Source organism: Kribbella sp. NPDC056861 (genome assembly GCF_040687575.1).
Taxonomy (GTDB): Bacteria; Actinomycetota; Actinomycetes; order Propionibacteriales; family Kribbellaceae; genus Kribbella.
Window position 1 is genome coordinate 469,510 of record NZ_JBFBNQ010000008.1, and the last position, 22,983, is coordinate 492,492.

The following is a 22,983-nucleotide window of genomic DNA, read 5'->3' on the forward strand; positions in this document are numbered from 1 at the left end:
CCCGGCCGGTACCAACGGCCGGGGCGCGCGGGGTGTCCAGGGTCACTGATGTGAATTTGTGAATCAGGGTGGCGGCGGGGGACACTGAGAGACGATGACTACCTCCCTCCCGCTTGTTTTCGATGAGCCGCGCCGTGCCAAGAAGCCGCCGCGGCACCTGGCCGACCTCAGCGGAGAGGAGCGCCGTACCGCGGTCACCGCGCTCGGTGAGCCCGCCTTCCGGGCCAAGCAGCTGTCGAACCACTACTTCGCCCGGCTGACCGACAACCCGGCGGACATGACCGACCTACCCTCCGCGACCCGCGACAAGCTGGTCGCCGAGCTGATGCCGCCGTTGCTGACCAAGGTCCGCGACCTGGAGTGCGACAACGGCACCACCCGCAAGTCGCTGTGGAAGCTGCTGGACGGCTCGCTGGTCGAGTCGGTGCTGATGCGCTACAAGGACCGCACCACGATGTGCGTCTCCTCGCAGGCCGGCTGCGGGATGGCCTGCCCGTTCTGCGCGACCGGTCAGGCCGGTCTGACCCGCAACATGAGCACCGCCGAGATCGTCGAGCAGGTCGTCGACGGCGCTCGGGCGCTGGCCCGCGGCGAGATCGCCGGCGGCCCCGGCCGGGTCAACAACATCGTCTTCATGGGCATGGGCGAGCCGATGGCCAATTACAAGGCCGTGATCGGCGCGGTCCGCCGGTTCACCGAACCGTCGCCGGACGGGCTGGGCATCTCGGCCCGTGGCGTGACGGTCTCGACTGTCGGCCTGGTGCCGCGGATCAACCAGCTTTCCACCGAGGGCATCCCGGTCACGCTGGCGCTGTCGCTGCACGCGCCGGACGACGAGCTGCGCGACGAGCTGGTCCCGATCAACAACCGGTGGAAGGTCGACGAGGTCCTCGACGCCGCCTGGGGGTACGCCGAGAAGACCAAGCGCCGGGTCTCGATCGAGTACGCGATGATCCGCGACATCAACGACCACGCCTGGCGCGCCGACCTGCTGGCCGAGAAGCTCGCGGCCCGCGGCGACTGGGGCTGGGTGCACGTCAACCTGATCCCGCTGAACCCGACGCCGGGCTCGAAGTGGACCGCCTCCGACCCGGCCGACGAGCGCGAGTTCGTCCGCCGGTTGCAGGCAGGCGGCATCCCGACCACCGTCCGCGACACCCGCGGCCAGGAGATCGACGGGGCCTGCGGTCAGTTGGCCGCGGCCAACAAGGACTGATGTCGGAGCCGCTCTTCTCGCGCGTTCGCTGGCGCGAGGGCTACGACATGGCCGAGGTCGACGCGTTCGTCGAGCGGTTGACGGCCACCGTCGAGAACCGGTACTCCGGTCCGCCGGTGACCGCGGACGACATCCGCAACGTGAGCTTCACCCCGGTCCGCCTTCGCGAGGGCTATTCGGTCGACGAGGTCGATGACTTTCTGGAGCAAGCCGCGCAGAGCATGCGGGCGGACCCCGCGGCCCAGCCTGTCGACGTGCCGAACGACCGAGTCGTCGACTCGGTCGTCAACCAACCGCCGGCGTCCCAGCCGCAGTGGCAGGCACCGCTCTTCACCACCGTGAAGTACGCCGAGGGCTACGACATGGCCCAGGTCGACGACTTCGTGGACCGGGTGATGGCGACAGTGAACGGCCTGCCGGTCGACCGCCCGGTCACACCGGCCGAGATCCGGAAGGTCCAGTTCACCCCGGTGCGCTTCCGCGAGGGCTACGACGTCATGCAGGTCGACCTCTTCCTCGAAGAGGCTGAAAGCCGGCTCAGCGGAAAGTAGGGGACCGCCCTGGCCCCACCCGGGTGTTCAGCCATAGATCTCCCGGTGGGCTGCTGGCGTTCGTACACTGCTGTCCATGTGGACAGTGAGCAATCCAAGTGGACAGCGACTGACGTACCTGGACAACCTTCGCCTCGTGCTGATCGTGCTCGTCATCGCGCACCACGCCAGCCAGCCGTACGGTCCGGCCGACTGGTGGTACGTGGAGGAGGAGGGCAGAGCGCCGGTGCTGGCAACCGTCGCGACGATCAGCGGCGCGTTCCGGATGAGCCTGTTCTTCTTCGTCTCCGCCTATCTGTTCCCGCCGTCCTACGACAGGCACGGCCCCAGCCGGTTCCTCGGCGAGCGCTTCAAGCGGTTCGGGCCGCCGATCCTGCTCGGCTTCTTCGTGCTGGTCCCGGTGCTGATGTACGCCTACTACTGCAACTTCCGCCCGTACCCGCCGCTCGGCTTCGCCGACTACTACCTGGACGTCTACCTGGGGCTCGGTGATCAGCCGGCCGGCTGGTCCGGCCCGAGCTGGCCGGATCGCCAGTTCGCGCATCTGTGGTTCCTGCAGCACCTGCTGGCGTACGCCGTTCTCTACACGGGTTATCGGCTTCTCACCGGTAAGCCCGCGGCGGCAGGTCCTCAAACGCTGAAGACGCCCGCGATCCTGAGCTTCGTCGCACTCGTCTCGCTCGGCACCTTCGTACTCCGGATCTGGTACCCGGTCGACCACTGGGTGCCGATGCTCGAGTTCATCCAGACCGAGCCCGCCGACGTCGCGCAGTACGGGGCGTTCTTCGTTGCCGGACTGATGGCCTATCGGCGAGGCTGGCTGGCAACACTGTCGAGCAGGGCGGGCTACTACTGGCTAGCCGCGGGTACTGCGCTCGCAGCCGCCCACCTGCTCCTCGGAACCAACCCAGGCGACCTCTACGCAATGGGCGGCTGGAACACCGGCTCCCTCCTCTGGTCGACAGTTGAGTCCCTACTGGCCGTCTCGCTGTCACTCGGCCTGCTGGTGGCGTTCCGGGAGTGGGTGGACAAGCCCAGCCTGCTGCTGCGAGTCGCAGCCCCACTGACCTTCACCATCTACGTGCTGCACGTACCGGTCGTCGTCGGCCTGCAGTACGCCGCCAAGACCCTCCCGGAGAGCCCATTGCTCCGCTATGCCGCCGTGACCACGACAGCAACAGTCCTGACCTTCGCGATCGCCTGGCTGGTACGCCGTACGCCCTACTTGCGGCGACTGCTCTAGCGACGGCGGTAGGTTGACGAGCATGACCCAGAGCACGGACCTGACAGCCCGGGCGCGGATCCGGCTGGCCGCGTTGGAGCTCTTCGCCAGACAAGGCTTCGAGCCGACCACGACCAGGGCGATCGCCGCCGAGGCGGGGGTGTCCCATGCTCTGGTCCGGCATCACTACGGCTCGAAGGAAGGCCTGCGCCAAGCGGTCGACGAGGACCTCCTGGACTCCTTCGACACTGCGGTTTCCAGCCTGGCGACGCCGGCGTCCGGTGACGAGTTGATGGCAGTGCTCGGCACCGCCAGCGCGCAACTCTTCGGCGCCGACAGCATTCGCCGCGACTATCTGCGCCGGCTGCTGCTCGAAGGCAGCGACCTGAGCTCCGGGGTGTTCTCCCGGCTGCTGAGCGGTGCGCGCGATCAGTTGGCCGCGCTGCGATCAGCCGGTGCGATCACCGGCGGCGACGAGCGCTGGGCGCCGTACCAGGTGCTCTTCCTGATCCTTGGCCCGCTGCTGCTGGAGCCGCTGCTGCAGTCGACTCTGGGTGAGCCGCCGTTCGCGCCACAGGTTCTGGCCGGTCGCAGCGCCGCCAACCAGCAACTGCTCCTGCACGGTCTCTCAGGCGCTAATGGCATGATCGAGAGGTGAAAATCCTCTCGATCCAGTCCGCGGTCGCCTATGGCCACGTGGGCAACTCGGCGGCCGTTTTCCCTCTCCAGCGCATCGGGGTCGAGGTGTTGCCGGTCTACACGGTGAACTTCTCGAACCACACCGGGTACGGCGCGTGGCGCGGGCCGCTGATCAGCCCGGACGACGTCCGCGAGGTGTTGCTGGGCATCGAGGACCGCGGTGTGCTGCCGCAGATCGACGTGATCCTGTCGGGGTATCAGGGCGGTGAGGGGATCGCTGACGTGATCCTCGAGACGGTGGCGAAGGTGAAGGCCGCCAACCCGTCGGCGGTGTACTCGTGTGACCCGGTGATGGGGAACGCGAAGTCCGGGTGCTTCGTGGCTCCGGCGATCCCCGTGTTGCTGCGTGACCGGGTCGTTCCGGCGGCTGACATCATCACGCCCAACCAGTTCGAGCTGGGCTTCCTGACCGGCACCGAGCCGGACACCCTCGAGTCCACGCTGGCCTCGGTGGAGTTGGTGCGAGCGACTGGACCGCGCACAGTGCTCGTCACCAGCGTGGAGCGCCCGGACCGCGAGGACGGCACGATCGAGATGCTGGCTGTCGACGACAGCGGCGCGTGGCTGGTGCAGACGCCGTACATCCCGATGAAGGCGAACGGCTCGGGCGATGTGACGGCAGCGCTCTTCACGGCGCACTACCGCAGTACGGGAGATCTCGCGGACGCCCTGGCCCGGACGACGTCGAGCGTCTTCGAGCTGCTCACCCGCACGCACGAGTCGGGGGAGCGCGAGCTGCAGCTCGTCGAGTCGCAGGACGCCTACGCCAACCCGCAGCTGCAGTTCAAGCCGACCCGAGTCAGCTGACCAGCTCGGCGGCCTCTTCGACGGTGTCGACGAGCAGAACTGACGAACTCATCGCGCGGTGCGCGGAGAGGCTCTCGAGCAGTGGCCAGACCGGCAGCGTCACGGACCAGTAGTCGATGCCGACCAGAATCATCGGGACCTGGGTGGCCGCGTCGCCGTAGTAGTTCGGGGTGACGGCTTGGAAGATCTCCTGGACGGTGCCCGCGGCGCCGGGCAGGTAGATGATGCCGCCGCGGGCCCGGCTGAGCAGGACGTCTTCGCGTAGGGCGTTGGAGAAGTACTTCGCGATCGAGGTGGCGAAGACGTTCGGCGGCTCGTGGCCGTAGAACCAGGTAGGGATGGAGACGCCGCCGTCGCCGGGGAAGTCGCGGCGGACGGCGAGGCCGGTCGAGGCCCAGTCGGCGATCGACGGGCGGAAGGACGGGGCCGCGGCGAGCGAGCAGAGGGCTGCGTCGACGGCGCCATCGTCGTACGAGGCGAGGGTGGAGCCGAGGTTCGCGGCTTCCATGGCGCCTGGGCCGCCGCCGGTGGCGACAGTCAGGCCGTTGCGGGCGAGCGTGCGGCCGAGCAGCACGGCCGACCGGTACGCCGGATCGGTGCGCGCGATCCCATGGCCGCCCATCACGCCGATCCACGGCTTGCCGTCGGGCAGCTCGTGCAGCGCGTCGGCGATCGAGTGGTCGTGCAGCGCGGCCGCCAGCGTGCGGCTGGTGTCGCCGCGCTCGTCGTGCTGCCGCGACCAGGCGTAGATCTGGGCGTCGGGAGTCGCCTCGTAGCCTGACGAGAGGTTCGCGTAGAGCTCGTCAGCGGCGTACAGGACACCGCGGTACGGGTCGAACGGCAGTTCCGGGATGGTGGGGAAGATCAGCCCGCCGCCGTCGCGGATCCAGGTCGCCGCGGTCTCCTCCAGCGCGCAGCCGAGGAACAGCGACCCTGTCGGCTTCAGCGTCAGCAGTACTGCGGACCGCCCGGTGAGGTCCACCGACTGCACCCGCCAGCCACCCATTGAGGTGGCCCCGGCCCCGATCACCTGGTCGAAATGCTCCAGCGACTCGATGTCCAGATGCGGAATGCTCGGCATAGTCACAAGGAGCAACCCTAAGCGACCGCTAGGTCGCGATAGCGGGGGAGCCCGGTGATGAGGTATTGCTTAGAACATGACTCATGCGGAGCTGTGGGAGCGTCATCAGGCCGTCATGCCGAACTGGCTCGCGTTGTACTACGAGCAGCCGATCGAGATCGTCCAGGGGTCCGGCCGCCGGGTCACCGACGGCGAGGGCAAGGAGTACCTGGACTTTTTCGCCGGCATCCTGACCAACGCGATCGGTTATGACATCGCCGAGATCTCCGACGCGGTCCGCGAGCAGCTGGCCAGCGGGATCGCGCACACCTCGACGGTGTACCTGATCCGGCGGCAGATCGAGCTGGCCGAGAAGATCGCCGAGCTGTCCGGGATCCCGGACGCCAAGGTCTTCTTCACCAACTCCGGCACCGAGGCGAACGAGGCGGCGATGCTGTTCGCCACCCAGAAGCGCCGCTCCAACCAGGTGCTGGCGATGCGCAACTCGTACCACGGCCGCGGTTTCGGCACGGTCGCGATCACCGGCAACCGCGGCTGGTCGGCGAGCAGCCTGTCCCCGGTCAACGTGCAGTACGTGAACGGCGCGTACCAGTACCGCAGCCCGTTCAAGGATCTCCCGGACGCCGAGTACATCAAGGTCTGCGTGGACGACCTGCGCAACGTCATCGAGACCGGTACCGCGGGCGACGTCGCCTGCCTGATCGTCGAGCCGATTCAGGGTGTGGGCGGCTTCTCGTCACCGCCCGACGGCCTGTACTCCGCGTTCAAGGAGGTGCTCGACGAGTTCGGGATCCTGCTCATCTCCGACGAGGTGCAGACCGGCTGGGGACGCACGGGTGAGCACTTCTGGGGCATCCAGGCGCACGACGTCGTACCGGATGCGATGACGTTCGCCAAGGGTCTCGGCAATGGCTTCGCGATCGGCGGCGTCGTGGCTCGCCCCGAACTGATGGACAGCCTGAGCGCGAACTCACTGTCGACCTTCGGCGGCAACCCGATCTCGACCACCGCGGCCAAGGCCACCATCGAGTACCTGCTCGACAACGACCTGCAGGCCAACGCGGCCAAGCGCGGCGCGCAGTTGATGGACGGGCTGCGCGGCATCTCGGAGGAGTTCCCCGAGCTCGGCGACGTCCGCGGCAAGGGCCTGATGCTGGCCGCCGAGCTGATCAACCCCGAGGACGGCAAGCCGGACGCCGCGATCACGGTCAAGCTCCAGCAGGAGACCAAGAACCGCGGCCTGCTGATCGGCAAGGGCGGCCTCTACGGCAACGTGCTCCGGATGGCGCCGCCGATGACGCTGACCGAAGAGGAGACCACCGAGGCGATCGAGATCATCCGCGACTCCTTCAACACCCTGCGCTGAAACCAGTACTGCGGGCCCTGCCGGACGTCGGCAGGGCCCGCAGCTGTCTCTAGCGAACGGTGAGGGAGTAGGTGGTGCTTCCGGTCTTGCCGTCGGCCGAGCGAGCGGTGACGGTGATGGAGTGGGTGCCGCGGGGCGTCTGGAAGTTGGTGAAGAACCAGACGTTGCTGGCGCCGTTCTGGGCGATGGTGGCCGGGTTGAAGAACACCTGGGTGCCGGCGGGAACTCCGCTGGCGGTGAGAGTCAGGTTCCCGGTGCCGCCGGAGGCCTTGATGGTCGTCTGAGCCAACTGGCCTTGAGTGACAGACCCGCTGGACGGCGTAGCAGTGACCTGTACGTCGCCCGTCGGCGGCTGGTCGCCTTCGACCGTCAGGGTCACCGTGGCGGTCGCCGTCTTGCCGGCCGAGTTCGCCGCCGTGATCGTGACGGTGTGGTTGCCGGCCGGAGTACCGGTACCGGCCTCCAGAGTGAGCTTGGCGGCCGAGCCCGCCGCGATCGACTCGGGCTGGAAGGTCGCCTTGGCGCCGGTCGGCAGTCCGGCCGCGGTCAGCGTCAGGTTCTCGCCGCTGCCGGTCCCGTTGGTACTGGTCACCGTGGTCGAGATGTACTTGCCGGGGGCAACCTTCACCGTCGACGGTGAGACCGCGATCCCGAAGTCACCGGTGGGCGGCGCGTCGCCGACCTGCTGCTTGACCCAGTCACCCATGTCGTTGGTGAGCCGGCCGTAGACGCTGTACCACTTGAAGTCCGAGCGGCTCCAGGAGGCGACGCCGATCACCTTGCCCTGGACGATCAGCGGACCGCCGGAGTCGCCGGGCAGGATGGAGACCCGCCCGTCGGAGTACCCGGCGCAGATCATCGTCGCGGGCTTGAAGCCGGCGCCGACGCCGTTGCAGACCTGCGAGCCGTCGACGATCGGCAGCGACGCCTTGTCCAGTGTCACGTCTTGCGTGTTGTCGTCGAAGTCCTTCTTGCCGTAGCCGAAGCCCTGGCCGGTCGCGCCAGGCCGCTCGAGCCCGGCGTCGGTCGAGGTCGCGTACGTCGCGTACTTGCCGCCGGGGACCGGGATGTCGGCGTCGGTGGTGACCACTGCGACGTCGTAGCCCTGGTCGAAGTTCACGTACTTCGGGTGCTTCTTGTAGTCGACCACACCGACCGTGGTGCCGCCGCCGGCCTTGAGGTCGTCCCGGCCGTAGATGAAGCTCTTGGTGCCGGCCGCGTCGGCGCAGTGCGCGGCGATCAGGATCTTGCGCGGAGCGATCGCCGTACCGGTGCAGGTCTGGCCCTGCGGCCGGGTGCCGCCGGCCCGTACTCCGGCGATGATGGACGGGAACTCGCTGACGGTGGCGTCCTGACCGCCCACGAAGTTGGCGGCCGGCCCACCGGACCTCTGCGGCACCGTGTCGCCTTCGTAGTTGGCCGCGGTCGGGGCGAAGTTCAGCGACCAGCCGTCGAGCGTGCCGGTGTCGAAGCGGTAGACGTCCTTCACCTGCAGCTTCCAGGTGCCGTTGCGCTTCTCACCGGACGTGTTGGCGGTGAAGTTCTGGTGCAGACCGTCGGGCGAGCCGACGCCGCCGGCCTTGCGCAGGTTGATGACCGCGCCGGACGGGCCGACCAGGTCGACCTGCAGGTCACCGGTGTAGCTGTGGTTGATGTCGACCTTCACGCTGGTGGTCGACGTGCCGTTGCCGTCGCAGCCGGTGATGGTGGTCGAGGTGGAGACCGCTGCGCCCGCATCGGGGATCGCAGCGTCCTCGGTGGACGAGCCGCCCGCACAGGTGGGCGGTTCGGGGGTGCCGCCGCCGATGAAGCCGGTGTAGAGCAGCTTGTTCGGCGAGCCGGTGCCAGGGTTCTTCACCTGGCCGGTGCTGGCGTTGCTGGTCAGCGCAGAGGCGACAGCGGAAGGCGCTGCGGTCGGGTTGCCCGCCAGGTAGAGCGCTGCTGCTCCGGTGACGTGTGGCGTCGCCATCGACGTACCGCTGATGCTGTTCGTGCCGCCGTTGTTCCAGGTGGACGTGACGTTGGACCCGGGGGCGAACAAGTCCAGGCACGAGCCGATGTTGGAGAAGCTCGACCTGTTGTCCTGGTTGTCGGTGGACCCCACAGTGATGGCCTCCGGCACGCGCGCCGGGGTGGTGTTGCACGCGTTGGCGCCGTTGTCGTTGCCGGCCGCAAGCGAGAAGGTGACGCCCGCCGCGACCGCGCGCTTCACCGCGTCGTCCACGGAGGTGTTCGCTTCGCCGCCGAGGCTCATGTTGGCGACAGCCGGCTTCTTGGCGTTCTGGGCGACCCAGTCGATGCCGCCGATCACCTGCGACCACTCACCCTGGCCCTGGCAGTTCAGCACCCGTACGCCGACCAGCGAGACGCCCTTGGCCACGCCGTACGTCGTACTGCCGATCGTGCCGGCCACATGGGTGCCGTGGCCGTTGCAGTCGTTGGCGACCGCGTCGTTGTCGATGAAGTCGTAGCCGTCGGTCGCCCGGCCGCCGAAGTCGGAGTGCGTCTTGTAGATGCCCGTGTCGACGACGTACGCCGTGACGCCTGCTGCCTTGGTCGCGTAGGTGTACCCCTGGTCGAGGGGCAGCTTCAACTGGTCGATCCGGTCGAGTCCCCAGGTCGGGTTCGCCTGCCGGTCGGTTGCCTTGGCGATGCCGTCCTGCTCGACGTACTTGACCTCTGGGTCGGCAGCGAGCTTCAGCGCCTCTGCCTCGGTCAGGGAGGCCGAGAAGCCGCGCAGCGCTGTCGTGTAGGTCAGCTTGACCCGGCCGCCGTACTTGGCGGCGAGGTTGGACGCAGTGGCCCGGGCGCCGTCCTTCAGCACGACGATGTAGCTGCCCGGGATGGTGCCGGGGGCACCTGCACTCCGGATGGTCGGTTTCGGTGCTGGTGGAGTCACAGCGTCAGCCGCTGGACCTGGTACTGCGAGTGCCAGACATGCGACGGCCCCCAGGGCCGGTATCCGCAGGAGTTTCATCAGCTCTCCATTCGGTCCCGGCCGTCCGGGGCGGAAGGGGGTGGACGGCCGGTTGGATCACTGTCGGTGCGGGGTGGCCGGTGAACAATCCGGGCACAGGTAGGTAGGGGTACGTGTCTAATCAGTGGCTCTCCAGGCGCGTAGACACACGGAAACGGTTTCCCCGCCGCTTGTCCGCACGTAGGCTCGCCCCACATCCACGGGAGCGCAGATGACTGGAGAACCGATCGCTCGGCTCGCCCGGACCAGTTCACCGGTGCTGGTCGGCCGCGCCGATGAGCTGCGCCTGCTTGCTACCGCGGTCGGCGGGCAGGGCGTCGCGCTGGTCGAGGGTGAAGCCGGGATCGGCAAGAGCCGCTTGGTCCGCGAACTGCTGGACCAGCCGGAGTTGACCGGCAAGCACCTGATGGTTGGCTACTGCCAGCCCTTGCGCGAGCCCTTCCCGTACGGCGCGGTCATCGAGGCGCTCCGCAGCTACCCGCGCCACTCCGACACTCCGCTCGGCCCACTCACGTCGGTACTGCGTCCGCTCCTTCCGGAGCTTGCCGATCGGCTTCCCGACGAGCACTGGCCGGGGGCCGACCCCGCTACTGAGCGATACCAGGTCTTCCGCGCCATCCGTGAACTGCTCGCGGCCGCGGGGCCTGCGCTGCTGGTGGTGGAGGACCTGCACTGGGCCGATGACGGGTCTCGCCAACTGCTGCGCTTCCTGATGACGGATCCGCCGGAGAACCTGGCGATCCTGGTGACCTATCGCCGCGAGGACCTGCCGGCGGGACCACCTCTCGGAGCGGCGTACCGGCCACCGGTGGGGTTGCCGAGTGCTGTGCTCTCACTGCAGCCGCTGGATCTGGCTGGGGTTCGGTCGCTGTCGGCGGGGATTCTGGGTGTGGATGCGATCGGGACCGAGCTGGCGGCGCTGCTGTACGAGCGGACCGCGGGGATCCCTGCCGTGATCGAGGAGGCGGTCCGCACGCTGCCGCATCCAGTCGACGGGAGCACTGCTCGCCGGGCGCTCGAGCATGTCGAAGTACCGGCGCTGTTGCGGGATGCGATGGCTGAGCGGCTCTCCAGTTTGCAAGACGAGGCTCGCGAGGTCAGCTACGCGACGGCTGCGTTGGGGATCCCGGCTGCCAGTGAGCTGATCGCGAGAGTGACTGAGCTGTCGGAGCGGGCGGTCGGTGCCGCGCTGACGTCTGCACTGGCTGCCGGAGTACTGCGTGACTCGGGTGACGGCCGCTACGACTTCCGCCACGCGCTGGGACGCCAGGCGGTCTACGACAGCCTGCCCGGACCACACCGCCAAGCGCTGCACCGGCGCATCGCCGAGACTCTCGCTGAGACGACTCCGCTGCCGCTACTCCAGTTGGCCGAGCACAGCCGGCTGGCCGGGCGCACGGAGGACTGGCGACGCTACGGCGAGGCCGCAGCCGACAGGGCCACCGAGTTGGGTGATGCCTCGACCGCGAGCCGGCTGCTCCAGCGTCTGCTGGCCGAGCCAGAGCAGTCGACAGGGACCGTGGACAGACTCGCTTCCAAGCTCGGCAACGTCGCCTACACCGGTTTGGATCAGCAGGATCCGCTGGACACGCTCCGACGCCTGCTGACCGACCAAAGGTTGTCGCCTGCCGTGCGGGGCGAGGTTCGGCTCTCTGCCGGGCTGATGATGGTCCGGGCCACGGGCGGGATCTCCGCCGGTCGCAGGGAGATCGAGCGGGCGATACCCGATCTCCTGGATCGGCCGGACCTGGAGTCCAAGGCAGTCTCCGTACTGGCTCAGTGCTGGCTCGGGACCGCCTCGCTGGACGAGAACCGGCGTTGGGCCGACCGCGCCGAGGAGTTCCTGCGGACCTCGACCGACCCGGTGGTGGTCGCGAGCCTGCGGGCCAACCTGCTCGGCACCTGGCTGCATACCGGCAGCCCCGACGTCCTGCCGGAGATCGCCAGACTTCCGCTCGGTGGTGGAACCGGGGACGAGCAGCGTCACGTCGCCCGAGCCCACTGCAATCTCGCGGACGCCTGCATGTCGATCGGCCACTACCGCAAGGCCACGGAGCTCCTGCGCAGCGGACTGCAGTTCGCCACCGATTGTGGAGCGCCTTTCGTCGTCAGCACTGCGCGTTCGACCCAGGCGCGAGTGGACTGGTTCATGGGCGATTGGGCCGGGCTGGACGACCGGGCGGTGCTGCTCCTCGACGAGTACCGCGACCTGTTCCCGCTGATCAGCGAACTGTCGCTGGTGCGGGCCTCTCTGGCGGTGGCCCGTGGGGAGTGGGCCGAGGCCGAGGAGTACCTGGCTGCGACGGGGATCGACCAACCGGCAGAGGCGATCGCGCAGATCGCCCTGGCCGGCTTCGGGCTTCTCGGCTGGATGCAGCTGACGCGCGGCGAGACTGCCGCGGCGCTCAAGACGGTGAATCGCGGCCTTGACCTCCTGCGCCGCAAGCAGGTGTGGGCGTGGGCAGGGGAGCTGACACCGGCTGCCGTCGCCGTACTGCTCGCGGATGGGCGCGACGACGAAGTACGGAAGTTGCTGGGGGAGTTGGACGACTGCACCAGCGGCCTGGACGCACCACTGGCACGAGCGGCGCTGCACTGTGGCCGGGCGCAACTGGCGGCGAGCGATGGCGACTACGAGGCCGCTGCTGCGCTCTACAAGGAGACAGAGCAGGAGTACGCAGTACTGCCTGCGCCGTACTTCGCTGCACTGGCCGCTGAGCGCGCTGTGCACTGCCGGCTCGAACTCGACGAGCCGAACGCGGCAGAAGCCTTCGCGACCCTGGCAGAGACCTTCGATCAGCTAGGCGCCTCCAGGGACGCAGCCCGCTGTCGCCACGAGCTCCGCAACCACGGTGTCGCCGCGCCTTCCCGCAGAGGCCGTCGCGGCTACGGCACAGAGCTGTCGCCCCGGGAGCAGGAAGTAGCCCGCCTGCTGGGTCGCGGACACACCAACCGCGAGATCGCGGACGTCCTCTTCCTCTCGCCCCGCACAGTCGAGCAACACGTCGCCAAAGTCCTCCGCAAACTCAACGCGACCTCCCGTGCGGACCTGCTCAAGTCGAGCTGAGGACTTCCTCGATCACGTGGCGCTGCTCGGCGTCTCCGTCAGCGAGCACGATCAGCGCCTTCCACAGCGCCCAGCCGCGGGCGCGGGCCCAGGTCCCCGCATCCTGATCGACCGTACGCCGAAACGCCTCCCGGCTCTCGCCGGAGAACATCGTCCACGCGATCACCAGATCGCAGGCGGGGTCACCCACGCCCGAAGTACCGAAGTCGATCACCGCCGAGAGTTGCCCGTCGACGACCAGCAGATTGCCGTGCGCGATGTCCCCGTGGAACCACATCGGCGGCGCGTCCCACGAAGCAGCCAAGGCTTCCTCCCACACCGAGGTACAGGCCGCAACATCAACTCGCCCAGCCAAGGCGATCAATGCACGCCGGGTCTCCTCGTCGTAATGCCCAGGCGGAGCACCCCGGTAGAAGCTGTGCGCGCCGGCCATCGGCCCACCAGTCGCGTCACACCGCTGCAGCGCGCGGATGAACTCGGCCACCGAGACCGCAAACCCAGGCAGGTCGTCAATGCGATCCACCGACGCGGTCTCGCCGGGCAGCCAACCCCGCACTGACCAGTTGAAGTCGTAGCCCTCACCGGGCACTCCCTTGCCCAGCACCTCCGGCACCGCCACCGGCAGCCCAGGCGCCAGCCGAGGCAGCCACTCGTTCTCCTTGTCCACAGCAGGCGCGTACCCCGCTGCGGTGGGCAGCCGCGCAGTCATCGAGTCGCCGAGCCGGTAGGTCCGGTTGTCCCAGCCGTCGATCTTCACCGGCGTGACCGGCAGCTCGCTCCACTGCGGGAACTGCGCCTTCACCAACCGCTTGACCAGCCCGGCATCGATCCCGGCACGCCCATCCGAAGTCATCCCGGAAGTCTCCGGGGCCACTCGGCACCGAAGCAAGCAGATTTAGATCGTCAGGTTGATCCCGTAGTCGCGGATCTTGCGGTAGATGGTGGCGCGGGACATCCCCAGATCACTCGCGGCCTTGTCCTTGTTGCCGCGGTGGATGACCAGCGCCTTGACGACCGCGTCGCGTTCCAGGGACTCGAGCTGGGTCAGCCGGCGGCGAGTGGTGGCCCGGCACTCGCCGGGGAGGTCGTCCAGCTCGATGGTGCCGGAGCGGCGTTGCTGGGCGATCTGCAGCAGGACGCGGCGCAGCTGCTCGACGTTGCCGAGCCAGGGGAGCCGCATCAGCTGGGCCAGAGCGCTGGGGGAGATGGAGAGGTTGTTCCCCCGGTTCAGCCGGCCGAGCAGATGCGGGACCAGCTTGTGCATGTCTTCGAGGTGATGCCGCAGCGGCGGCACCTCCACCGTGTGCGAGAAGTGCGGCAGCAGTTGCGCGTCCACCTCTGGGTTGCGCGGCTCGCTCCGCATCGTCAGGGCGACCCACACCCCGCTCTTCTGGTCGGCATGCTCGAGCAGTAACTCCGACAGGCCACTCACGGAGTCGCTGTCGAGCAGGTGAGCGCGCCGGATCACCAGGGAGCCAGCCCCGGCCGACAACTCGTCCGCAATCGTGTCCAGCCAAGCAGGGCTGCACTCAGAGGCGTCCATGACCCGGAAGTGGCCACTGCCGTTCCGCAGTTGGTTCACCGAGCGCAGCAGCGCGATCTTGCCGACGCCTGCCTCGCCCTCCAACACCATCCACGACCCGTTGCGCCGACTCGTGTCCACTGCCTGGCAGACCCGCTGCCAAGTCGCACTGGTTCCGGCCAGCCCAGGCATCACCTGTACTGCGCTCTGCACCGGCCCGGTCGTCGCGTCGAGACCCGACTGCACCTGAATACGCAGTACGCCGCCTGCGAGCTGCGTGCCCGCGAAGGCCGGCCGGTAATCCATCCGGGCCACCAGGCCGCTCGGGAGGTCGGCCACCAGGGTCAACTGCTCGGAGGCGCCGACAGCATCTGCCGAACGGGCCAGCAGCGCCGCCTGGTCGGCAGGGTCGAAACGCTGCTGGGCCTGGCTGTTCATCATCACCAGGTCACCGCTGAGCGCGATCACGCCGCTACTGGAGTGCTGGCAGGCCGACAGGTAGTCGCGGAAGAGCGCGAGCTCCTTGGCGCCCGACCGGGCCAGCAGTTGCTGCTCGATCTTCTGCGCAGTCGAGCGGGCGCAGTACATCAGCAAAGCGTTCGAATGAGCCACCGACGAGGTCAGGTCGAGGACACCGAGCAGGGACCCCGTCACCGGATGGTGGATCGGCGCACCGGCACAGGCGAAGCCGCCGAGCGGACCGGTGAAGTGCTCACTCCCGGTCACCATCGTCGGCACTCCGGCCTCCAGGGTGGTACCGATGCCGTTGGTGCCGACCTGCTCCTCTGCGTAACTGAACCCGGGTGCCAGGTAGGCCTTGTCGAGCTGCCGGACCAACGAAGGATCGGGACAGGTCCGCTGCAGCACCAGTCCGTGCTGGTCGGTCAGGATGATGCTCACCGATTCGTTGGCGAGCTCGCTGGCCAACGCGCTCAGCACCGGCGCCGCGCTCAGCGCGAGCGGAGTCGGGCCCTCCAGCCCCAGAAAACTGGGATCGACGCTGTCGGTGTCGACCTGCAGCCGCGACGAGCGCACCCACGACGCCTGGATCGACTCGCGCACCAGTCCGGGATCGAGATCGCCGGACGACAAGAAGGTGTCCCGGGCCTGTTGCAGCAGCAGACCCGTTCGAGGTGCGTCGATCCAGTGAGCTCGTTCCACAGAGGCCTCCCTGGCAATCACTCTAAGTCCCGCCGTCCTCCCACTGTGTCTCAGATTGAGACAAGCGCAAGGGCTCACCCGGGGTGAACTCGGTGCACTTGAAACCCCGAGGAGGCGAACCGTGAGCAGGCAGAGTCTGAGCAAGGCGCACGCCAAGATCACCGAACTGTCCTGGGAGCCGACCTTCGCGACCCCCGCGACGCGCTTCGGCACCGACTACAGCTTCGACAAGGCCCCGAAGAAGGACCCGCTGAAGCAGATCATGCGGTCCTACTTCCCGATGGAGGAGGAGAAGGACAACCGCGTCTTCGGCGCGATGGACGGCGCCATCCGCGGCAACATGTTCCGCCAGGTCCAGCAACGCTGGATGGAGTGGCAGAAGCTGTTCCTGTCCATCATCCCGTTCCCCGAGATCTCGGCGGCCCGGGCGATGCCGATGGCGATCGACGCGGTGCCGAACCCGGAGATCCACAACGGGCTGGCGGTGCAGATGATCGACGAGGTCCGGCACTCGACGATCCAGATGAACCTCAAGAAGCTCTACATGAACCACTACATCGACCCGGCCGGGTTCGACATCACCGAGAAGGCGTTCGCGAACAACTACGCGGGCACCATCGGCCGGCAGTTCGGTGAGGGCTTCATCACCGGTGACGCGATCACCGCGGCCAACATCTACCTCACGGTGGTGGCCGAGACCGCGTTCACCAACACGCTGTTCGTCGCGATGCCGGACGAGGCGGCCGCCAACGGCGACTACCTGCTGCCGACGGTGTTCCACTCGGTCCAGTCCGACGAGTCACGCCACATCAGCAACGGGTACTCGATCCTGTTGATGGCGCTGGCCGACGAGGACAACCGGTTGCTGCTCGAGCGCGATCTGCGCTACGCCTGGTGGAACAACCACTGCGTCGTCGACGCCGCGATCGGCACCTTCATCGAGTACGGCACCAAGGACCGCCGCAAGGACCGCGACTCGTACGCGGAGATGTGGCGGCGCTGGATCTACGACGACTACTACCGCAGCTACCTGATCCCGCTGGAGAAGTACGGCCTGAAGATCCCGCACGACCTGGTCGAAGAGGCCTGGAACCGGATCTACAACAAGGGCTACGTGCACGAGGTGGCGCAGTTCTTCGCCACCGGCTGGCCGGTCAACTACTGGCGGATCGACCCGATGACCGACGAGGACTTCGACTGGTTCGAGTTCAAGTACCCGGGTTGGTACAACAAGTACGGCAAGTGGTGGGAGAACTACAACCGGCTGCGGTACCCCGGCAAGAACAAGCCGATCGCGTTCGAGGACGTCGACTACCAGTACCCGCACCGCTGCTGGACCTGCATGGTTCCGGCCCTGATCCGCGAGGACATGGTGACCGAGAAGGTCGACGGGCAGTGGCGCACGTACTGCTCCGAGACCTGCGCCTGGACCGACATCAAGGCGTTCCGGCCGGAGTACGAGGGTCGCCCGACGCCGAACATGGGCCGGCTCACCGGGCACCGCGAGTGGGAGACGCTGCACCACAACCGGGACCTGGCCGACATCATCAAGGACCTCGGCTACGTCCGCGACGACGGCAAGACGCTGATCCCGCAGCCGCACCTGGATCTCGACGACCAGAAGAAGCTGTGGACGCTGGACGACGTCCGCGGGATCAACTTCGCCAGCCCGAACATCCTGCTGAACGAGATGTCCGACGCCGACCGGGAGGCCCACCTCGCGGCCTACACCGCCGGCGGCCCGGCCGGCAGGCCGGCCGCGGCGAAGGTCTGACCCCACCCCCGAGCCGGTCGGTGGCGGCGAACCCTGGCACCACTCGCCGCCACCGATCGCTTGACCCGTTCAGCAGAGCCCGATGAGGAGCAGTCGATGGGTGACAAACACATCGTCAAGTTCGAACCCGTCGACCTCGAGATGGAGGTCGACGAGAACGAGACCGTTCTGGACGCCGCCTTCCGGCAGGGCATCTCCTTGATGCACGGCTGCAAGGAGGGCCAGTGCGCCGCCTGCAAGTCGTTTCTGATCGACGGCGACGTGCAGATGGACCGCTACTCGACGTTCGCGCTGGCCGAGTACGAGAGCGACGAGGGCTACATCCTGCTCTGCAAGTCGCACGCGTACTCCGACCTCACCGTCGAGCTGATCAACTACGACGAGGAGGAGCTGCGCAACGCCGTACCGCTGCAGCACCTGCGGACCAGGATCGTCGCGATCGAGCCGGTCACCCGCGACATCGTGTCGCTGCGGCTGGACCTGATCGAGCCGGACAAGTTCGCCTTCAAACCCGGCCAGTACGCCGACATCGCGATCCCGGGGCACGACGCGCACCGGTCGTTCTCGATGGCGACGCTGCCGGGGGACCCGCTGGAGTTCCTGATCAAGAAGTACCCCGGCGGGCACTTCTCCGGCCTGCTCGACGGCGGCCTGAAGGTCGGCGACGAACTCGAGCTGGACGGGCCGTACGGCACCTTCACGCTGAAGAAGTCGTCCGACCGGCCGATCCTGTGTATCGGCGGCGGAGCCGGACTGGCTCCGATCCTTTCCCTGCTGAGACATCTTGTTGCTGACGGCATCGACCGGCCGGTGCGGTTCTACTACGGCGCCCGGACCCGCGACGACCTGTTCTACCTGGACCAGATCGAGGAGCTCGGCGCCTCGCTGCCGGACTTCAAGTTCGTCGGGGTCCTGTCGGAGAGCTGGCCGGACGACTGGGAGCACACCGGGTTCGTGACGGAGGTGGTGCAACGGCTGGAGCCAGGGCTGGCCGGCAGCGACGCCTACCTGTGCGGCCCACCGCCGATGGTCGATGCGGCCATCGACCTGCTGGAGATGGTCGGTCTACCGCGCGAGCACATCCACTACGACAAGTTCACCACTTCGGTGGCGGAGTAGGAGATCGAGATGGCAGATACCAAAGAACGGAGTTTCCCGCACCCGGAGTTCACCGACTCCGAGGCCGGCGCGCTCACGTTCCCGAGCTCCACCAGTCGCAGCTACAACTACTACAAGCCGGCCAAGGCCCGCGCGACGACGTACGAGGACGTCACCTTCGACGTCCAGCCCGATCCGGACCGGCACCTGTCCCAGGGCTGGATCTACGGCTTCGCGAACTCGCCCGGCGGCTACCCGAAGGACTGGACCCGGCTGGTCTCGTCGGACTGGCACCAGTTCCGCGACCCGAACGAGGAGTGGGAGAAGACGATCTACCGCAACAACGCGGCGATCGTCCGGCAGATCGGGCTCAGCCTGGAGAACGCCAAGCGGGCCAAGGCCTACTCGCACTGGAACCCGGCCTGGACCAAGTTCGTCTCCCGCAACCTCGGCGCCTGGATGCACGCGGAGAACGGGCTGGGCATGCACGTCTTCACCGCCGCCCAGCGGTCCGCGCCGACCAACATGATCAACAACGCGATGTGCGTCAACGCGGCCCACAAGCTGCGCTTCGCCCAGGACCTGGCGTTGTTCAACCTGGACCTGGCCGAGTCGGAGATCGACTTCGACGGGCAGGTGCACAAGGAGGTCTGGCAGTCCGACCCGGTCTGGCAGGGCGTCCGGGAGAACGTCGAGCGACTGACCGCGATCGGCGACTGGGCCGAGGCGCTGTTCGCGACGAACATCGTCTTCGAGTCCCTGGTCGGGGTGCTGTTCCGGTCCGACCTGCTGATGCAGGTCTCGGCCCGCAACGGCGACTACATCACGCCGACCATCGTCGGGGCCGGCGAGAACGACTTCAGCCGCGACCTCGGCTACACCCGGGCGCTGTTCACCCAGCTCACCCGCGACGAGCAGCACGGCGCCGAGAACAAGGCCGTACTGGGCGAGTGGCTGGCCACCTGGGTGCCGCAGAGCCTGCGGGCCGCCCACGAGCTGCAGCCGATCTGGTCGCAGCCGAACGAGAAGGTCGTCACCTTCGCCGACTCGCTGGCCTCGGCCAAGGACGGGCTGCGCGCTGTGCTGGCCGACCTCGGCCTCGACGTACCGAAGGAGCTGGACCAGTGACCGAGACCAAGGAGTTCGGCGCCGCCGACCGGAGTTTCTCCAACATGTGCGGCGTGACGCTGATGAACAACCAGAACGGCCACGTGGTGGCCCAGATCATGGGCGCCAAGGACAACGTGGAGATCACCGAGTACCCGTCGATGATCCGGGTCGACGGGGTCGGCAAGCTCACCTTCGACTTCGCCGAGATCTCCGACGCGCTCGGCGCGGACTTCGACCAGTCCGACTTCGAGGAGATCATGTCCACCCACTACGGGCGAATGGTCCATTTCGACGACAAGACGATGCTCTTCTCCAGCCCGGAGGAAGCCGCGGAGTACATCGACTTCGACCTCGTCGAGGTCCAGAGCTGATTTTGCTGCCCGGGGCCTTCCATCGGCCCCGGGCACTGCCTGCCAGGGAGGCAACCATGTATGAGAGCAACGGCGAGAAGTACTTCATCGTCGACAGTCACGTGCACTTCTGGAACGGCCGGCCGGAGAACAACAAGAACCGGTACGGCGAGGGTTTCACCAACTGCTTCTACGACTACCACCGCAACCTGTCGCCGGAGGAGTACGTCTGGACGACGGAGAAGTTCGGCGCGTACTCCGAGGACGACCTGCTGCACGACCTGTTCGAGATCGGCTACGTCGACAAGGCGATCTTCCAGCCGACGTACCTGACCGACTTCTACGTCGACGGGTTCAACACCACCGAGCGCGACGGCGCCGTGATGGAGAACAACCCGGGCAAGTTCATCACCAACGGCGCCTGGGATCCGCGCGACGGCGCGGAGGGTCTGGAAAAGCTGGAGGCGCTCCATGCCCGCTGGAACCTGCAGGGCGTCAAGCTCTACACGGCCGAGTGGAAAGGCGAGTCGCGCGGCTGGAAGCTGTCCGACCCGGAGGCCGAGCCGTACCTGCGCAAGTGCGTGGAGCTCGGCATCAAGAACGTCCACGTGCACAAGGGCCCCACGATCTACCCGCTGAACCGGGACGCCTTCGACGTCCAGGACATCGACTACGCCGCCTCGATGTTCCCGGAGCTGAACTTCATCGTCGAGCACGTCGGCCTGCCGCGGCTGGAGGACTTCTGCTGGATCGCCACCCAGGAGCCCAACGTGTACGGCGGTCTGGCGGTGGCGATGCCGTTCATCCACAGCCGGCCCAAGTACTTCGCCCAGATCATCGGCGAGTTGCTGTACTGGATCGGCGAGGACCGGATCACGTTCGCCAGCGACTACGCGATCTGGCAGCCGAAGTGGCTGGTCGAGAAGTTCGCCGACTTCCAGATCCCCGAGGACATGCAGTCGGAGTACGGCGTACTGACGCCGGACATCAAGCGCAAGATCCTTGGCCTGAACGCGGCCAAGCTCTACAACCTCGACGTACCGGCCGAGCTGCGGATCGCCGACGACGACGTTGCCGACAAGCCGATCGGCGCCGCGCCGGTCCAGGTCTCCTGATCCGAAGGGAAAGACAATGGCCAAAGATCTTCGCTTCAGCAACGACGCCCGGCAACTCCTCGAACAAGGTGTGAACGCCCTGGCAGACGCGGTCAAGGTGACGCTCGGGCCGAAGGGGCGCAACGCGGTACTGGAGAAGCTGACCGGACCGCCGACCATCACCAACGACGGCGTCACGATCGCGCGCGAGATCCAGCTGCGCAACCCGTTCGCCAACATGGGCGCGCAACTGGTCAAGGAAGTCGCGATGAAGACCAACGGGGTGGCCGGCGACGGCACCACCACCGCGACCGTGCTCGCCCAGGCGCTGGTGCGGGAGGGATTGCGTGCGGTGGACGGCGGCGCGAACCCGATGCAGCTGCGCCGGGGGATCGAGGAAGCCGTCGCGGTGATCGTGCAGACGCTGCTCGACCGCACCGCCGAAGTGGGCGGGCAGACCGATCTGCTGTACGTCGCGACGCTGTCGGCCAACGACGACCCGGAGATCGGCTCGGTGATCTCGGAGGCGATGGCGCGGGTCGGGAAGACCGGCGTGGTCACGGTCGAGGAGTCACCGGCGTACGGGCTGTCGCTGAATGTTGTCGACGGCATCGAGTTCGACCACGGCTTCATCTCGCCGTACATGGTGACCGACAAGGACCGGATGGAGACCGTCTTCGACGATCCGTACATCCTGCTGACCAACAAGAAGATCAGCCAGCTGCAGGAGCTGATGCCGACCCTGGAACTGGTGACGCGATCGGGCCGGCCCCTGGTGATCCTGGCCGAGAACGTCGACGGCCCGGCGCTGCAGATGCTGGTCAGCAACAACGTGCACGACACGTTCCGCTCGGTCGTCGTACGGGCTCCTGGGTTCGGGCATCGCCGGATCGCCGAGCTGGAGGACCTGGCCGCAGTACTGGGTGGACGGGTGGTGAGCGAGGACTCAGGCGTCAACCTGCACTCGCTGACTGCTGCCGACCTGGGGTCGTGTCACCGGATCACGATCACCGAGAACGGTACGACGATGGTCGGCGGCGCGGGCGACGCCACGTCGGTCGAGGCGCGGTTGCGGCAGCTCGAGAAGGAGCTGGACCGGGCCACGAACGACCACGACGAGGACAACCTCAAACTCCGGATCGCACGCTTGGCCGGGCGGGTTGCCGTCATCCACGTGGGTGCGGCGACGGGTGTCGAGCTCAAGGAGAAGCAGCACAGGGTCGAGGACTCTTTGTCGGCCACCCGTGCTGCGCTGGAAGAGGGCGTGATCGCAGGTGGCAGCTCAGCCCTCACCCAAGCCCGCGACTCGTTGGACCGCCTCGAACTGACCGGTGACGCCTTGATCGGTCGGGAGATCGTCCGCCAGTCGCTCGCAGAACCGCTGCGGTGGATCGCCATCAACGCCGGCTACGACGGCGACGAGGTCGTCAAGCGGGTGTCGGAACTCCCGGTGGGCCAGGGCTTCAACGCCCTGACCGGCGAGTACGGCGACATGTTCGACTTCGGCGTGATGGACCCGGTCAAGATCACCCGCTCGGCCCTGGAGAGCGCCGCGTCGATCGCCGCGCTGCTGATCACCACCGAAACTGCCATCGTCGAGGAGGTACTCGGCAACCCCGGCGCCATCATGGCCCCCGGCTTCGGCGACCTGGCTGAAGGCATGGTCCGTCCTTCCAACATCTACTAGCCGGCCGGTGACCCAACTGGCCCGCCCGCCCCCGCCCTCCCCGGGGGCGGGCACCCGTGTCGCGGCGTGGTGCCTGCCACCCAGGGGAAAGGACAAGAGCAACAGACAAGAGCAACAGACAAGAGCAACAGACAAGAGCAACAGACAAGAGCAACAGACAAGAGCAACAGACAAGAGCAACAGACAAGAGCAACAGACAGT

Annotated in this window: 17 protein-coding genes; 13 read left to right on the plus strand and 4 right to left on the minus strand. The window is 67.4% G+C overall.

What is annotated here, in order from left to right; translation table 11 throughout:
* Window positions 1-94: 94 nt before the first annotated feature.
* The 5 genes from rlmN to pdxY all read left to right on the plus strand — a co-directional run bounded on the left by rlmN (window position 95) and on the right by pdxY (window position 4,495).
* Window positions 95-1,216, plus strand: coding sequence for a 23S rRNA (adenine(2503)-C(2))-methyltransferase RlmN (gene rlmN / locus AB0P21_RS36550; protein ID WP_363703158.1), 1,122 nt, complete (start codon window positions 95-97; stop codon window positions 1,214-1,216).
* Window positions 1,216-1,767: a DivIVA domain-containing protein gene (locus tag AB0P21_RS36555; protein WP_363703160.1), complete on the plus strand. Its 552-nt coding sequence runs from the start codon at window positions 1,216-1,218 to the stop codon at window positions 1,765-1,767. Before rlmN ends, AB0P21_RS36555 begins: the two co-directional genes overlap by 1 nt.
* 76 nt (window positions 1,768-1,843) lie before the next feature.
* On the plus strand, window positions 1,844-3,010 hold the full coding sequence (locus AB0P21_RS36560) for an acyltransferase (protein WP_363703162.1): 1,167 nt from the start codon (window positions 1,844-1,846) through the stop codon (window positions 3,008-3,010).
* A gap of 22 nt (window positions 3,011-3,032) precedes the next feature.
* Entirely contained in the window at window positions 3,033-3,647 is a 615-nt protein-coding gene (locus tag AB0P21_RS36565) for a TetR/AcrR family transcriptional regulator (protein ID WP_363703163.1), read from the plus strand.
* The gene (gene pdxY, locus AB0P21_RS36570) at window positions 3,644-4,495 is read left to right on the plus strand and encodes a pyridoxal kinase PdxY (protein WP_363703164.1); all 852 of its coding nucleotides are present in this window, start codon (window positions 3,644-3,646) and stop codon (window positions 4,493-4,495) included. Before AB0P21_RS36565 ends, pdxY begins: the two co-directional genes overlap by 4 nt.
* On the opposite strand, the gene AB0P21_RS36575 is transcribed toward pdxY, so the two are convergent.
* A complete protein-coding gene (locus tag AB0P21_RS36575) occupies window positions 4,488-5,576 on the minus strand; it encodes an LOG family protein (protein WP_363703313.1) in 1,089 nt (362 codons plus the stop codon). The genes pdxY and AB0P21_RS36575 overlap by 8 nt on opposite strands.
* Window positions 5,577-5,652: 76 nt before the next feature.
* On the opposite strand from AB0P21_RS36575, the gene AB0P21_RS36580 reads away from it, so the two are divergent.
* Entirely contained in the window at window positions 5,653-6,942 is a 1,290-nt protein-coding gene (locus tag AB0P21_RS36580) for an aspartate aminotransferase family protein (RefSeq protein WP_363703166.1), read from the plus strand.
* Window positions 6,943-6,991: 49 nt separating this feature from the next.
* Here the strand turns inward: AB0P21_RS36580 and AB0P21_RS36585 are convergent, their stop codons facing one another.
* Window positions 6,992-9,841: a S8 family serine peptidase gene (locus AB0P21_RS36585; protein WP_363703167.1), complete on the minus strand. Its 2,850-nt coding sequence runs from the start codon at window positions 9,839-9,841 to the stop codon at window positions 6,992-6,994.
* A 289-nt stretch (window positions 9,842-10,130) separates the two neighbouring features.
* On the opposite strand from AB0P21_RS36585, the gene AB0P21_RS36590 reads away from it, so the two are divergent.
* Window positions 10,131-12,986 carry an AAA family ATPase gene (locus tag AB0P21_RS36590; RefSeq protein ID WP_363703169.1) on the plus strand — a complete coding sequence of 952 codons (2,856 nt, stop codon included), beginning with the start codon at window positions 10,131-10,133 and terminating at the stop codon, window positions 12,984-12,986.
* Here the strand turns inward: AB0P21_RS36590 and AB0P21_RS36595 are convergent.
* Window positions 12,973-13,839: an aminoglycoside phosphotransferase family protein gene (locus tag AB0P21_RS36595; protein ID WP_363703171.1), complete on the minus strand. Its 867-nt coding sequence runs from the start codon at window positions 13,837-13,839 to the stop codon at window positions 12,973-12,975. The two genes, AB0P21_RS36590 and AB0P21_RS36595, sit on opposite strands and share 14 nt — an antisense overlap.
* A gap of 42 nt (window positions 13,840-13,881) precedes the next feature.
* Window positions 13,882-15,669: a helix-turn-helix domain-containing protein gene (locus AB0P21_RS36600; RefSeq protein WP_363703173.1), complete on the minus strand. Its 1,788-nt coding sequence runs from the start codon at window positions 15,667-15,669 to the stop codon at window positions 13,882-13,884.
* Window positions 15,670-15,790: 121 nt separating this feature from the next.
* Here AB0P21_RS36600 and AB0P21_RS36605 point away from each other — a divergent pair, with 121 nt between their 5' ends.
* The 6 genes from AB0P21_RS36605 to groL all read left to right on the plus strand — a co-directional run bounded on the left by AB0P21_RS36605 (window position 15,791) and on the right by groL (window position 22,782).
* The gene (locus AB0P21_RS36605) at window positions 15,791-17,443 is read left to right on the plus strand and encodes an aromatic/alkene/methane monooxygenase hydroxylase/oxygenase subunit alpha (protein ID WP_363703175.1); all 1,653 of its coding nucleotides are present in this window, start codon (window positions 15,791-15,793) and stop codon (window positions 17,441-17,443) included.
* A 96-nt stretch (window positions 17,444-17,539) separates the two neighbouring features.
* A complete protein-coding gene (locus AB0P21_RS36610; RefSeq protein WP_363703177.1) occupies window positions 17,540-18,562 on the plus strand; it encodes a 2Fe-2S iron-sulfur cluster-binding protein in 1,023 nt (340 codons plus the stop codon).
* Window positions 18,563-18,571: 9 nt separating this feature from the next.
* Window positions 18,572-19,669, plus strand: coding sequence for an aromatic/alkene monooxygenase hydroxylase subunit beta (locus tag AB0P21_RS36615; RefSeq protein ID WP_363703178.1), 1,098 nt, complete (start codon window positions 18,572-18,574; stop codon window positions 19,667-19,669).
* Window positions 19,666-20,022 (plus strand): propane 2-monooxygenase effector subunit MimD, encoded by a 357-nt coding sequence (gene mimD / locus AB0P21_RS36620; RefSeq protein ID WP_363703180.1) that lies wholly within the window; start codon window positions 19,666-19,668, stop codon window positions 20,020-20,022. The genes AB0P21_RS36615 and mimD overlap by 4 nt, the downstream gene beginning before the upstream one ends.
* Before the next feature lie 56 nt (window positions 20,023-20,078).
* Entirely contained in the window at window positions 20,079-21,116 is a 1,038-nt protein-coding gene (locus tag AB0P21_RS36625) for an amidohydrolase family protein (RefSeq protein WP_363703182.1), read from the plus strand.
* A gap of 16 nt (window positions 21,117-21,132) precedes the next feature.
* Window positions 21,133-22,782, plus strand: a complete 1,650-nt coding sequence (gene groL, locus AB0P21_RS36630) for a chaperonin GroEL (protein ID WP_363703184.1) — start codon at window positions 21,133-21,135, stop codon at window positions 22,780-22,782.
* Window positions 22,783-22,983: the final 201 nt, after the last annotated feature.